Below are 14212 nucleotides of genomic sequence, written 5' to 3'. Positions count from 1 at the left end.
CTTGCGATGTTCCCCCTGCGTTCCTTCAATGTGCGGTTTGGGGCGGCGCTCCTGTCCGTTCGGACGCTGGTCGCCGCGCTGGCGCTGATGCTCGGCATCGGCGGCCTTACTGCGAGCGCCCATGCCGATACCGGCGTTGCCGCCGCCAATGTTCCCGCCAAATGCACCGGCCGCTTCGTTAACCCGATCACCGATGTGTGCTGGTCCTGCCTGTTCCCTCTGTCCGTTGGCGCGCTGAAGATATTTCCCGGTGAGCGTCCCGATACCGACAACCCCTCGCTTCCGGTCTGCGCCTGCGGCTCGCCGCTGCCGCGCATCGGTTTCGCGTTCGGCTTCTGGGAGCCGGTGCGGCTTGCCGATGTCACGATGAAGCCCTGGTGCTTCTCGAGCCTTGGCGGAGTGCGGATCGCGCCGGGTTTTGACATTGGCTACGGCCGTGCCGCCTCCTCGCGCGACGGGCGCAATGGCGGGGCCAAGTGGAACGTCCACTGGTACGTCTATCCGTTGCTCTACTGGATGGAGATCCTGACCGACGTTGCCTGCATGGAGCAGTCCTCGTTCGACATCGCCTATGTGACCGAGATCGATCCGCTCTGGCAGGATGACACCCTGACCGCGCTGATCAACCCGGAAGTCGCGGTCTTCGCCAATCCGATCGCGCAGGTCGCCTGCGCCGCCGACTGCGGTGCGGCGACGCTCAAGCTGCCGCTCGATCCGCTGTTCTGGTGCGCCGGCTGTCTCGGCTCGATGTATCCGATGGACGGCAATATCGCCGAGCATGTCGGCGAGGTCCAGTCGAGCCGGCTCGCGCTCTCGCGCTTTGCCTACAAGCTCCACCGCGAGGGCGTGGCCTGGGGGACGATGGGGTCCAAGGGCCTGTGCGGCAAGTACGTCATGCCGATCATGCGGAAGCAGCAGTACCGCTTCCAGGCGACGATCCCCTCGCCGATGGTCAAGGGCCGCTGGGCCTGTCCGCCGATCGGCGCCAGCGACATGAAACCCGGCTCGGGCAACGCCGTCCCCGTCACTGGCGAGGACATGGGCTACCTCGTGTGGCGCAAACGGAACTGCTGCGTCCTGTGAGCGAAAGGAATTCACGCATGAAGCGCATGGCGCTCGTGCCGCTCGGCGCTCTGGCGCTGGCGGGCGCCAGCTATGCCGTGGCGCAGAACGTCGAGGGTATCGACATCCAGGCGGTGCTCGCGCGCGGCAAGGCGGGGGAGGGCGACGCCCAGGCTCTTGCCGACGAAGTCCTGCGCCGCAGCGAGGCCCTGCGCGAGGAGGCGAAGTCCACCGCCGAGGTCGGCCAGCGCAACATGACCGCGAGCCTGCCGCGTCTCGGCGGAGGGCCTGCCGGCCTTGTCGATTTCGACGCGCTGGTGAAGACCGCGGCCGATGCCGGCGCCGACCACGGCCGTGCACCGCAGCTGATCGTCTTTGCCTCGCTCGCGATGCCGCCGCAATCGCTGAAGGCGCTGATCCGGGACACCGCGCGCGCCGGCGGCTCGGTCGTGTTCAACGGCTTTCCGGGCAATTCCATGAAGGCGTTCCAGGAGGGCATTCTCAAGGTCGTCGACAGCCGCGACGATTACGGCTCGATCGGCATCGATCCGCGCCTGTTCCGTGCCTTTCATGTGAGCGCGGTCCCGGCGGTGGTCGTTGTCACCTCCGACTTTGATCTCTGCGATGGCCTCGAGTGCACGACGCTGCCGCCACCGTTCGACCGCATCAGCGGCAATGTCACGCTCGACTATGCGCTCGACACGATCGCCGCCGGCGATGGACCCGGCGCGCAGATCGCCGCGCAGGCGCTGGGGCGTCTGAGGAAGGGGCAGGGTTCCTGATGCGCCGCCTTGCCCGTGATATCCTGTGCCTGGTGGCGACGCTGTCGCTGCTGGTCAACAATGGCGTCGTGGCAGCGCAGGTCGCAGGAGCTGCGGGCCAACTCGAGCAGGGCGACGTCCAGGCCGCCAACAACGACGGCACGGCATTCGCCAAGGGCCAGAAGTCGGCCGCTGAAGGCATCCCCGACCAGCAGGTCAATGCCGACACCATCCCCGGCTACCAGGCCGCGCCCGAAAGCCTGTCGGGTCTCTACGGGACCGATGACAAGGCGCTGGGCTCGGCCGCGACGGGGGCGGTCGGCAATGACGCCTGGAACCTGATGCGGGGCGCGGACAGCAACCGGTCGCGCATCGATCCCGCGAGCCTTGCCGACATCAAGGCGCGGGGCGAGGCGATCAACGCCAATGCCGGCACGACCACCGAGGGTATCGCGACCAGCGGCCAGCAGGGGAAGTGCCAGGAGATCCTGACGCCGCCGACGCAGGTCTTCTACGAAGCCACCTGCGATGTCGGGCAGACGGTATCGTCGTCCGAACCGGTCGGCGCCTTTACCTGCCCCGATGGCTGGACGTTGTCGGGCGAGACCTGCACGAAAACGCTGACGCAGAACGCCACGGTCACCGGCTACAACTGCCCTTCGGGCTATACGCTCTCGGGCACGACCTGTTCGTCGGTTATCCAGGCCAGCGTCAAGCAATGGAACTGCCCGGCGGGATGGACGCTGAGCGGCACGATCTGCGCACGCACCACGACGATCGGCGCCAGCGTATCGGGCTATACCTGTCCTGCCGGGTTCACGCTCTCGGGATCGATCTGCTCGCAGACCAGCACGGCGGCGGCGAGCCCGATCTATGCCTGTCCCGGGGGCTGGAGCCTCTCGGGCACGACCTGCGTGCGTGGCACGACCTACGCCGCTACGGCCAGTTACAGCTGCCCCAACGGCTTCACCCTGTCCGGCTCGACCTGCTCGCGCACGCTGAGCCAGGCCGCGGCGGCGAGCTATTCATGCCCCGGTGGCTACAGCCTCAACGGCACCACCTGCACGCAGACCAATTCGCAGGCGGCGACACCGAGCTACTCCTGCCCGCAAGGCGGGACGCTCTCGGGGACGAACTGTGTCCAGACCAGCACGTATTCCGCGACAGCCTCCTATTCGTGCCCGGCGGGCTATAGCCTGAGCGGGACCACCTGTTCGCAGACCGCCACGACGGGTGCGACGCAGGAATTGCAGTGTGGGCAAGGGACGCTGCTGAAGAAGGGAAGCGGCTCGCCTTACAATCTCGAAGCCGACTACTGCATGATTTCGTCGACGTACTTCGTGAACTACAACTGCGCATCGCCGACCTACAAGGGCATGCAATTCCACGACAAACGCCGGCTCAAGAATACCGGCATCTATGATTCCTGCCTCTACAACCCGATCAAGGCCAACACCTGCCCCAACGGCTACACGCTGAACGGCGCGACCTGCTCGATCGTCTATACCCAGAACGCCACGGCCAGCTATTCCTGCCCCAACGGGGGTTCGCTGTCGGGGACCACCTGTACCACCACCAATACGACCAGAGCGGCCGTCAGTTATACCTGTCCCGCGAACTACGCGCTGAACGGGACGACCTGCACCTCAACACAGAGTCAGCCCGCGAGTGTCAGCTACTCCTGCCCGGCGGGCTATGCCCTCTCGGGCACGACCTGTACGGCCACGGAAAGCCAGCAGGCGTCGATCACCTATTCCTGCCCCAGTGGTGGATCGCTCTCGGGGACCACCTGCAGCACGGCCGAGACCGCCTCGGCCAGCGTCACCTATGCCTGCGCTGCCGGCTACAGCCTGTCGGGCACCACCTGTTCGCAGACCACCACGCAGGCGGGCACGCCGATCTATGCCTGCCCGACCAACTACACCCTTTCGGGCACGAGCTGTTCGCTGGCCGAAACCGCCTCGGCGACGCCGACTTATGAATGTCCCACCGGCTATACCCTCGATGGGTCGCTGTGCCGCGCCAGCACGGCGGCAATGCCCTCGTCGTGGAGCTGTCCCGCCGGATGGACGCTCAGCGGTTCGACCTGCAGCCAGGTGCTCCAGCAACCGGCGACGCCCATCCAGGTCTGCCCCAATGGCGGCGACGTCATCGACGGGGCCTGCGTCACGGTCGGCCAGAAGACCGAATGCACCGATCTCGAGGCCAATCCGCAATGCAAGTGGCTGCGCGATACCTGCCTCGACGAGACCCAGTCCGGCCCGTGCAAGGTCACCGAACGCACCTACAGCTGCCCGGTGCCGGGCGAGCAGGGGCCGCCCAACCGGGAATATGTCTGCTCGGGCGATATCTACTGCGCCGGCGGCGCCTGCCAGCAGATCGAGCGGGACTCGTCGAACGAGTTCAAGGACGCGCTCGTCGCCCTGGGCGCGATCGACCAGGCCCACAAGGAGTTCGATCCCGACAAGCTCGAGATGTTCTCGGGCACGCGCGAGACCTGCCACAAGCCGGTGTTCGGTCTCGTCAACTGCTGCGCGGGCAAGGTTTCCGGCCTCCTCACCGGTGGCGCGGCGGTCACGGCGTATACAGCGCTCGCCTCGGGCGGCGCGACCGCGATCGCCAGTGTCGCGACGCAGTTCCTGACGACATTCCTGTGCGCCAGCAGCGAGAAGCAACTCGACGTCAAGGATCGCCTCGGCCTGTGCCACTTCGTCGGCAGTTATTGCTCGTCGAGTTTCCTCGGGGTCTGCACCACCAAGCGCAAGACCTATTGCTGCTTTGAATCGAAGCTCACCCGGATCATCCAGGAGCAGGGCCGCCCCCAGATCGACAAGCCATGGGGGCCACCCAAGACCGAACAGTGCGTCGGCCTCACGCTCGACGAGTTCTCGCGTCTCGATCTCTCGAAGATGGACTTCTCGGAAATCTATTCCGAGTTTCTCGAGTCCGCCAAGCTTCCCGACCAGGCGCAGATGGCGAGCGACATCCAGGCCAAGATCAAGGCGTATTACCAGCAGAACGCGTCCAGCGGGAGCGCCATCAACGGGAGCGGGGGCAACTGATGTCCGCCAACGTGGATAGCGATCCGGATGCGTTCGCGATGGGTGAGGCTGCAAGCCGCGATTACGAGCGCCGGCCTCACCAGACCGACAAGGGGGGCAATACCTGACATGCATGATGACGACGACAATCTCGGGGACATGACGCCGGCGGAACGCGCCGCGTTCGAGGCGAAGATCGAAGCCAGCATCAACACCCATTCGGGACAACCGACGGTGACCGTCCAGGAATGGGCCGCGCTGGTGCGCTGCCGCGCCGATCGGCCCGTGCCCGTCGATGAGGTGATCGCCTCGATGTATCGCTGGTTCATCCCCTTCCTCTCCGCCCAGGAGTTCGCCGATCTGATCTACGGCTCGGAAGACAAGGGCTGGCTGGAGATCACGCGGGACGAGGAGGGCATGAGCTTTGCGCTGACCACGCCGCTCGGCGAGGCCGTGCTCGCCGCGGTTGAACGCCCGCTGATGCTTGCCGGCGTGTTCCGCCTCACCGGCAAGGACCGCGTGCCGACCGGCGTCGGCGACGAAGATGCTCTCCGGGGTCTTCCGGCCCCCGGTTCCGGTGGCCGGCGCGGTAACCGGCGTTCCCCTCAAGACAGACCTGACAGGAGATAGCGATGATGCGCAGGACCTTCCTGACAACCGCCACGCTGCTGGCATTGATTCATGCCGGCGTAGCGCCGGCCCAGTCCGTGCCGGCGTCGGGGGACGGGATGCAACAGGCAGAGGCTGGGGACACGTTCCCCGACGATACCGGCGCGGCGCCTGGTGTCGTCGCCTCGGCGCCGGCCGCCGGCGAGGATGTGACGGGCGATGCCTTCTATTGCCACCAGCGCAAGCTCGGCACCTGGTTCTACTGCGATCGCCGCAAGCGCCCGGCGCCATCGCCGCAAACGGCGCCCGCACCTGCGGGTTCGGCGACGGCGCAGCTGGCGGCGATCACCCAGCGCCTCGACGAGCTGAAGGCGCGCGCGGTTATCGAACCGACCGAGGCCAATGTGACCGCCTATATCCGCTACCAGCGCGAGCAATTGGATCGCGCCTCGATGTTCTCCGATGTCTGGCAACGCGCGGTCTGGCAGGATCCTGCGCTCGACTACACGCTGCAGCGCCCGGTCTCGTCGCTCGGCAAGCGGGCCTGGCTCGACAACCGCAAGGCCGAAGAAGAGGCGACACTGCGCCACCTGTCGCAGCGCTATGGCATCTTCTATTTCTACGCGCAGAGCTGCGGGGCCTGCGAGGTGTTCGCGCCGATCCTCAAGGCTGTGTCCGACAAGGGCGGCTTCGACGTCGTCGCCGTTTCCATGGACGGTGGTCCCAACCGCGTCTTCCCGCGCTATGTCGTCGACACCGGCCAGTACGCGCGCATGGGGCTGACCTCGCGCGCGACGCCGGCGCTCGTGCTCTACGACACCGTGACCAAACGCCCGGTCCCGATCGGCACCGGCATCCTCTCGGCCGACGAGATCACCGAACGGATCTTCGTGCTCACCAATACCCGCCCGGGGAGTGGCTTCTGATGGCCCGCGTTCTTCGCCGCCGCGCGCTCGCGCGCACCTCGCTCGCCCTTGGCGCCATGGCCTGGACGATCTTCGGCTCGATCGCGCCCGCCGGCGCCGGCGTCGGTTCGGACATGGAACAGGCCTTCTCCGACATGGGCGTCGCCGCCAACGCGACCGGGCCTGTCGCCTATCAGGGCCAGTCCGCCGGCTACTATTCGCTGGGATCGATGTGGGCGCGTTTCCCGCAGAAGACGGTCTATCCCGCCAACCTGCAGCTGCCCAAGGTCACGGCGGGATGCGGCGGCATCGATATGTTCACGGGCTCGTTCTCGTTCATCAACTCCGACCAGTTCGTCGCCATGGCCAAGGCCGTCGCCAACAACGCGATCGGCTTTGCCTTCCATCTCGCGATCCAGGCGATCAGCCCGCAGATCGACAAGGTCATGGGCGACCTCGAGAAGGCCGTGCAGGATCTCAACCAGTTCAACATCAATTCCTGCGAGGCGGCCTCGGCGCTGGTCGGCGGCGTCGCCGGCGAGATGGGGATCAAAAGCAATTCCGTTTGCAATGCGGTCGGCACGTCCAAGGGCATCTTCTCGGACTGGGCGCGCAGCCGCCAGGGTTGCGGCAACGGCGGGCAGCAGACCTCGACGCTGAACCAGGCCGATGGCGCGCTGAAGCAGCAATTGCCCGGCCCCAAGAACTATGCCTGGGCGATCATCAGGGCCTCGCCCATGGCGGACCAGAGCCAGCAGATGCGCGAGCTGATGATGACGCTGACCGGCACGATCGTCGTGCCGGCGCGCGGCAGCGACAGCGAGGAGCCCACGGTCCAGTATGTCGGTCCGCAGGTGGGACCGGTGCTCGATGCGCTGCTCGATGGCAATCAGGCGGTCAATATTCTGAAGTGCACGGACGGCACCGATTGCCTCTCGCTCCAGACCGGGGGCCAGACCGTGCCGGCGCTGGGAACGCAGGCGCTGCGCCCGCACGTCAAGGCGCTGATCCAGTCGATGAGCGACAAGATCGCGACGGACACTGTGCTGACGGCCGAGGAGCGTAACCTGCTCGGCACCGCCAGCGTGCCGCTCTACAAGATCCTCGCCGTGCAGGCGGCTTCCGGCTTCCGCCTGTCGGACGCCGAGATCGATTCCCTTGCCGAAGTGGTGTCGATCGACATGCTCGATTCCATCGTCACCCATTTCCTCGACCAGGTCGCCGCTTCGCGCGGCGGCCTCGAGGCGCAGAGCAATGCTTCGAACGTCGAGCAGTACATGGCGCAGCTGCGCGACGTGCGCGGGCAGATCGCCCAGCGCGCCACGGGCGTCACCGATCGCGTCAACCGGACCTTCGATATCGTCGATAGGGCGATGCGCATCGAAAGCACCCTGCAATCGCGCATGGCGCCAGGCCTTGCCGCCTCGCTCAACTTCTCCCGCGCGCTCTCCGCGCAAGGGCTGCGGCCGTGAGGCAGGAGCAATAACATGGGATCGACGGTAGAGGTCTTCACGGTGGGCGGCGGGGAGTACCTCGTCAACGTCTTCAACGCGATCGCGGCCTGGTCGGGCGCGGGCGGCTACCGGGCGCTGCTGCGCGTGGTCATGGTGATGGGCTTTGCCATGGCGCTTATGACCACGGCCTGGAACATGGATCCGCGCGCGCTGATCCGCTGGTTCATGCAGGCAACGCTCATGTACATGGTGCTGATGGTGCCGACGACCAGCGTCAAGGTCACCGACCGCACCAATCCGGGGCTTGCGCCGGCGGTCGTCGCCAACGTGCCGATCGGGCTTGCCGGCATTGCGAGCTTCACGAGCCAGATCGGGGATTACCTCACGACCTCGGCCGAGACCGTCTTCGTCATGCCGGCCTCGCTCAATTATTCGACGGGCGGCATGATCTACGGGGCGAAGCTGCTCGATGCGACGCAGAACCTGCGGATCGACGATCCGACGCTGGCGCTCAATCTCAACGAGCATTTCAAGCAATGCGTGTTCTACGACGTGCTTATGGGCCGCAAGTCGATCGAGAGCATCACCCAGGCTCCCGACATGCTGGCGGCCATGGCCCCGGGATCGGTCTCGCTCTCGCAGACCTATCGCTATCCCGATGGCTCCTCGAACATCGTGTCATGCCAGTCGGCCTACAACCTGATCCTGACGGGGTGGAACGCCTATTACACCGCCGCGCTGCCGCGCATCGCGCAGCAGTTCTTCCCCGGGATATCGACCTCGGCCGCAGAAACGAAGTTCTCCAACGACGTCGGCGCAATCGGCGCGACGGCGTTCGGGGGATCGGGCACCAGCGCGCAGCAGCTGACCCGCCAGGCGATGATGGTCAACGCGATGACCGATGCGGTCTCGAACTTCAGCAACAACCAGTCGCAGAGCGTGGTCGACGCCTTCGCGGCCTCGCGGGCGGACGTCCAGACCCGCAATACCTATGCGACGATCGCCGCCGGCGCGATGAAATGGGTGCCGCTGCTCAATATCGTGCTGACGGTCGTGTTCTACGCGATGTTCCCGATCATCTTCCTGCTGACGCTGCTGCCCAACAGCGGCATTGGCGTGATCAAGGGCTATATCACCGGCTTCTTCTACCTTGCCTCGTGGGGACCGCTGTTCGTGGTCCTCAACATGATCTTCATGACGCGCTGGCAGTCCTCGCTCGCCTCGTGGAACTCGGCGGGGCTCACGGCGGCGAACTTCGCCGGCGTCTCGGCGATCAACCAGGACGCCGGCGCGCTTGCGGGTTTCATGATCATGTCGGTGCCGTTCATCGCCGCAGGGATGGCGCGCGGGGCGATGTCGATCGCGTCGCAGTCGACGAGCTTTCTCGCGCCAAGCCAGAACGCGGCCGAGCAGGCGGCATCCGAGCAGACCACGGGCAACTATGCCTATGGCAATCGCCAGTACAACAATCTGACCGCCCACCAGCAGAACGACGCACCCTCGTACACCACGGGCGCGCCGCAGTTCTTCCAGCGCAACGCCGATGGCACGATGACACGCACCGCGGCCGACGGCACCATGAGCTACGATTCCTCAGGGGGCATGTCGTCACTCCCGTTCACGCTGCATTCCACCAGCGACTTTGCGCGCAGCATGGAGGAGAGCCTCACGAAGGGCGCCGGCGTCGTCGAGCAGAAGCGGCAGGTGGCGAGCGATGCCTGGTCGACCGCCAACAGCGCGTCGATGCGCCTGTTCGAGACCGCCCAGCATTCGGCTTCGTCGAACACCGAGGTAGGGCGTGGCCTGCAGAACTCATTGGCGACTGTAAATGATCTCCAAACCAACTGGTCGTCGAAACTTTCGCAGAGCAATGGCTTCACGAAGAGTGAATCTGATGAGCTGGCTCGATCAGCGACACGCGAAGGACAGTTCAGTGCTGATGCCGCAATCTCAGCGATGCTTGGTCCTGAACGACTAGCGGCGCTAAAAGGATCAGGAAGTGTGTCGGCTCGGTGGGCTGCCCATGAAGCTCGCAACTCCAAGGACGGTTCCCGAACGGAGAAATCGCTATTGGACGGCCTTAGCTTCCTTGAACAGCAATCACGAGGCGATTCCGCCCGCCAGGCGCGCGAGAGCTTCTACCGCCAGACCAGTGCGTCGTCGGATAGCCAGCTGCGTGGGCTGAGCCAGGAGGTGACACAGGATCTGCGCCATGCCCAGAGCGCTAGCGAAGAAGCCTCGCGCGCAGAGGACACCTTCCAGCGGTATCAGAACTCCTTTGCCGAGCGGCGCAACAACAACTTCTCGATCTCCCGCAACGATACGCAGGATTACGTCCGGTTTGTACAGGAGCAGATGCTCGATCCCGCGAACCGCAATCTCGATCACACCTATCGTCCCGGGCAGATCAACCAGACAGCCTCGCAGCAGGGAACGGAGAATATCCTGCTCAAGCGCTACGAGAACGCGAAAATCGCGCAGATGCAGGCCGATCTCGGGCTGATCCCTCAGGCCCCGGCACCAAAAATCGCCGGGCCTTCGTTCTCGAGTGCCGAGGACATCCAGCGCATCGCCCATGCGGGCATGGCAGGCGTCGCGGCGCAGGGACCGCAGGTAGCGGTCCGCGGGCATTCCGCGGACACCGCTCTCGACAACGAAGTGGGCAACCGCATCACTTCGTCGCAAGCGACGATGAAGGAGCATGGCGACACCATGCGCAACCAGGTGCTGGGCGAGGGTGGCCGCCAGGCCGATATCGTGCGGCAGTCGGTGGGCGACCGGCTGTCTTCCTCGCTATTGGACACGGTGCCGTTCTTCACGATGCAGACACCGCGCGAGCAGGAGGAGGCCCGCCGGCATGTTCAAACCAAGCCCGGGGTCAACCTGTCAGGGGTATCGGAGAAGATGTGGCCGGCGTTCGACACTGTGACTCTGGCCGCCAAGGGGCTCAACCTCCCGGCGCCGGTCGTGACCTCCGGGCGCGATGGCAGGCACATGGTGGGTAGCCTGCACCCTTCGGGACGTGCCCTCGACTTCCGGGGCAACAACATCTCGGTGACACAAGGGCGGCAGCTGGCGACGCTGGTCGGCCGTCGTCTTGGTCCCGACTATGACGTCGCCTTCGAGACCTTCCCGCACGATCCGTCGCGCAACCATCTGCACGCCGAGTATGATCCCAAAGGAAAAGGGCGGCGCTAGGCGCCGCCCTTGCCGATCTGTCCTGCGCAAGTTCGGACAGGTCAGTGCAGGAATTGCACGAGAGCGATCAGCAGCCCAGCGCCGGCCGCACCAACCGCGATGCTGCAGACCGAGCCGACGATCTTCTGCTTCAGCGTCAGCGTCGCCCAGTATGCGGCAACCTCAGGATTATTTCGATCTGATACGAAAATCGAATCTTCAAAAGGTCGAGCACGAGACCCGTAAAGAAATTTTGATTCTAGATCGATCCCACCAGGACGAGGTCCGCTTGTCAGCCAATGCTCATCCATTTCTAATCTCCTCCTTCGGAACATACTGGAAACATTATCAGGGGTCAATCTCTCGTGCTCGGATCGGTCCTTTCGCCGACCGATGCACCATTATCACAGGGTCATCCGCAAATCCTGATCTGTCCGGAATGACTCCAATTCCCTCTTCTGGCGAAGATTCGCGACTCCTAACGGCAGTTGCACAACACTTTCATCAAAAAGGGGACATTCTCATGAAGTCTATCGCTTGCGTCGCTGCACTGGCAGCGGCGTCCATCACTACTGCTGCGCACGCCGGTGATATTTCGGGGCCACGCGCGGAACTGCTGGTCGGTTACGATCACGTTTCGATGGGCTTTGACGAGGATAGCGCCAATGCCAACGGTGTCGCATTTGGCGGCGGCATTGGTTACGATGTTGCTGTGGCGTCGCGGTTCTCGGTCGGCGTGGATGGAGAAATCACGGGCTCCTCGTCCAAGTACACCGAGTCCAACCCACTCTATTCCCTTGGCATCAAGTACGGTCGCGATCTGTATGCCGGTGGCCGTGTCACCTTCCAGGCCAGCAAGAACGTCAATCTTTACGCCAAGGTCGGTTACACGAACACCCGCGTAAAATTCACCGGAGACGATGCTAACTATCATTTCGAACGCAGCGAAAACTACAACGGCGTTCGCGCCGGCGTCGGCGCCCAGGTCCGGGTATCCGGCCCGCTCTACGGCGCGCTGGAATACCGCTATACCAACTACGAGGGCAGCCTCTCGCGTCACCAGGTACTGGCGGGCGTCGGTTACCGCTTCTGAGACCCCCAGCGTCGCGGCGGGGAGGGACAACTCTCCCCGTCGCGATTGCGCGAGCCTTCTGGCGGCATAAGTCAGCTGCGCCGCCAACAATACCCGATTATCGCCTAATTCTGCACAGCCTCTAACGATCGACGTCAATCGTCGTTGTCATCATCCACCGCCTTGTCGGCCTCGTAGATCCGCTCGACAAGAGCCAGGGGCTTCAGCCCAAGGGCCCGCTCGATGGCGAAAAGTTCCAGAACATCGACCCGACGGGCGCCGGTCTCAATCAGCGACACGAATTTCTGCGTCGCGCCCATGCGCTGGGCGAGCTGGGTCTGGGTCAGGCCGGTTTCATAGCGGCATGCCTCGATCACCGCCGCGACGGACCGATACTGCGCCACAGATGCAACCTTGACCATTCTCTTGCCCAACCGCCTGTCTTGTCCCTCCCGCGGCCTGTTCCCGCGCGAGGTTTCTTCAGGTCGGTGCTATGTCAGAGAGCGGTTAAGATATTCCTCAGGCGAACGGTACCGAGTAGTACCCGCAGATCACATGAAGCGAGGGCTTGCCCCACAGGACGTGGGCAGAACGACTTGAAGCGGTGACCATTGCCGCGTATATGAGTCTGGCAGTTGGATCGTCGAGGATCACCTCCAGGGCTCGGGTGTTGGCGCACCGGCCTCCCTCACCGCTTACTTGCGGGCGACCTCGATGATTTTGATCACGAGGCCTGCGAAGGCGATGCAAAGCATCGCGATCGCAATTGCAGTTGTCACATCAATGAGAAACACCCCCTTTCGATGCAGCCGGAACTGGCTGCATCGGCGCCATGGCCTGAATCGTGCGAAACGGGAAGGGGCCTGTCCGTTCGCGGCGGTGATCGTCTTCAGCAGCTGCCGCTAATCAGGCCGCCCGCCATACAAGCCATATCAGTATGGCCAGTCCAGCAAGACCAAGGGCTTGCAAGCCGATCACGGTCAGGATCAGCCGGCGCTGCGCGGTATGGATCGCACCGGCAACACGCTGCGCCCGCAGAATGTCGGCGCGGAACGCCGCGCTGACGACCTGGCACTCCGAGACAAGCGCTGCAAACGAACGGATCAGTTCCGGGTTGGTATCAGCCGCTCGTTTCTCGGCATGCTCGACCGCCGCCGGTTTCACGGCCGCGTGCTTCTCGAGGATCTTCTCGGCCATTTGCTCCACATGATCCAGCGGAACGCCGGCGCCACGCAGCAAACGGCCCATGCCGACGAAGAGGTCTTCCTGTTCGTGCATCAGGTGTCTGCTCTCTCACCTGTTCTGCGTGGCAGGTTGGCGGGCCGCACATGCGATGCACGAACCTTTATCGAGAGCGCCTGCGCCATGTTGAGAAGGGTTTGCTGCATGAACGTCATACCCTCGTCCGTCAGTTCCACGAGTTTGCGACGCTTGTTGTGTTCATCCGTATATCGGAGAACGAATCCTTCGCGTTCGAGGCGAGCAAGAGTGCGCAAGCCGGTGCCCCAACTCGCATTTGCAGATTCGATGACAGCATGGCTCCATATTTTGCGCCCCTGGCGGTGGAAGAGATAGAGCGCGAGCAGGATATCCCAGGCGGGCTCTCCCAGTAAATCGCCCGGAATGAAAGCGTTCCGCTTCTCGCGAACTTTGATCAGCCAAAGAGCGATCTCTTCGGCTTCATCAGCGTGCATTACGCCCGTCTGCGATGGTGTCATGCCTGTTGTGTTCAATGCTTACCTCAGTCATTTGGCCTACAATCGGCCGTTTCAATGGCGCTCCACCCTTCCCGAAGCTCCCGAACGGCAGCGGCTATCAAGAATAGACGATAATTGTCTATTTCGACAATCATGGGAATGCCGCCGCGTCACGGACTTTCGGCGGAGTGTTGCGCGTCGGCGGTTTCGCGGTGTGAACCTGGGCCGGTGACGGGGAGGGTGCGGCATTCCTTTGACGCTCCATCCAGCGCGCGATGATTGCGCCAATCGGATCGGATTGATGGGCGCCAGAGCCATGAAGCCCGGCGTTGCTGTCGACTGTGGGAAGAGCGTCGGCCGAGCGGGCCGGCGCGGTCGATAGCGCCGCGCCGAGCACACCCGCGCCGAGCAGGACGCGTCTCACGTGCATGGTC

At 64.1% G+C, this 14212-nt stretch carries 13 protein-coding genes; 8 read left to right on the top strand and 5 right to left on the bottom strand.

What is annotated here, in order from left to right; translation table 11 throughout:
- The first annotated feature begins 6 nt into the window (after positions 1-6).
- The 7 genes from traU to B3547_RS03615 all read left to right on the top strand — a co-directional run bounded on the left by traU (position 7) and on the right by B3547_RS03615 (position 11030).
- Complete coding sequence (gene traU / locus B3547_RS03645; RefSeq protein ID WP_414690490.1) at positions 7-1083, top strand: conjugal transfer pilus assembly protein TraU; 1077 nt, start codon at positions 7-9, stop codon at positions 1081-1083.
- A 17-nt stretch (positions 1084-1100) separates the two neighbouring features.
- Positions 1101-1844 carry a type-F conjugative transfer system pilin assembly protein TrbC gene (trbC, locus tag B3547_RS03640; RefSeq protein WP_292960284.1) on the top strand — a complete coding sequence of 248 codons (744 nt, stop codon included), beginning with the start codon at positions 1101-1103 and terminating at the stop codon, positions 1842-1844.
- Positions 1844-4885 carry a conjugal transfer protein TraN gene (gene traN, locus B3547_RS03635; RefSeq protein WP_292960282.1) on the top strand — a complete coding sequence of 1014 codons (3042 nt, stop codon included), beginning with the start codon at positions 1844-1846 and terminating at the stop codon, positions 4883-4885. Before trbC ends, traN begins: the two co-directional genes overlap by 1 nt.
- A 108-nt stretch (positions 4886-4993) precedes the next feature.
- Positions 4994-5494, top strand: a complete 501-nt coding sequence (locus B3547_RS03630; protein ID WP_292960280.1) for a hypothetical protein — start codon at positions 4994-4996, stop codon at positions 5492-5494.
- Positions 5495-5496: 2 nt separating this feature from the next.
- The gene (locus B3547_RS03625) at positions 5497-6399 is read left to right on the top strand and encodes a conjugal transfer protein TraF (protein WP_292960278.1); all 903 of its coding nucleotides are present in this window, start codon (positions 5497-5499) and stop codon (positions 6397-6399) included.
- On the top strand, positions 6399-7850 hold the full coding sequence (locus B3547_RS03620; RefSeq protein WP_292960275.1) for a conjugal transfer protein TraH: 1452 nt from the start codon (positions 6399-6401) through the stop codon (positions 7848-7850). The genes B3547_RS03625 and B3547_RS03620 overlap by 1 nt, the downstream gene beginning before the upstream one ends.
- A 42-nt stretch (positions 7851-7892) precedes the next feature.
- Complete coding sequence (locus tag B3547_RS03615; protein WP_292960272.1) at positions 7893-11030, top strand: conjugal transfer protein TraG N-terminal domain-containing protein; 3138 nt, start codon at positions 7893-7895, stop codon at positions 11028-11030.
- A 41-nt stretch (positions 11031-11071) separates the two neighbouring features.
- Here the strand turns inward: B3547_RS03615 and B3547_RS03610 are convergent, their stop codons facing one another.
- Positions 11072-11320, bottom strand: coding sequence for a hypothetical protein (locus tag B3547_RS03610; RefSeq protein WP_292960270.1), 249 nt, complete (start codon positions 11318-11320; stop codon positions 11072-11074).
- Positions 11321-11532: 212 nt separating this feature from the next.
- Here B3547_RS03610 and B3547_RS03605 point away from each other — a divergent pair, with 212 nt between their 5' ends.
- A complete protein-coding gene (locus B3547_RS03605; protein ID WP_292960268.1) occupies positions 11533-12102 on the top strand; it encodes an outer membrane protein in 570 nt (189 codons plus the stop codon).
- 134 nt (positions 12103-12236) lie between these two features.
- On the opposite strand, the gene B3547_RS03600 is transcribed toward B3547_RS03605, so the two are convergent.
- The 4 genes from B3547_RS03600 to B3547_RS03585 all read right to left on the bottom strand — a co-directional run.
- A complete protein-coding gene (locus B3547_RS03600; RefSeq protein WP_292960266.1) occupies positions 12237-12503 on the bottom strand; it encodes a helix-turn-helix domain-containing protein in 267 nt (88 codons plus the stop codon).
- Positions 12504-12987: 484 nt separating this feature from the next.
- Complete coding sequence (locus B3547_RS03595) at positions 12988-13359, bottom strand: hypothetical protein (protein ID WP_292960264.1); 372 nt, start codon at positions 13357-13359, stop codon at positions 12988-12990.
- On the bottom strand, positions 13359-13799 hold the full coding sequence (locus tag B3547_RS03590; protein ID WP_292960262.1) for a winged helix DNA-binding protein: 441 nt from the start codon (positions 13797-13799) through the stop codon (positions 13359-13361). Before B3547_RS03590 ends, B3547_RS03595 begins: the two co-directional genes overlap by 1 nt.
- 130 nt (positions 13800-13929) lie before the next feature.
- On the bottom strand, positions 13930-14212 hold a 283-nt coding region (locus tag B3547_RS03585; protein WP_292960259.1), incomplete at its 5' end, for a hypothetical protein.

The organism is Novosphingobium sp. UBA1939 (assembly GCF_002336885.1).
GTDB lineage: Bacteria > Pseudomonadota > Alphaproteobacteria > Sphingomonadales > Sphingomonadaceae > Novosphingobium.
Note: the sequence above shows the minus strand (reverse complement) of the source record. Positions and strands in the feature narration are given on the sequence as shown.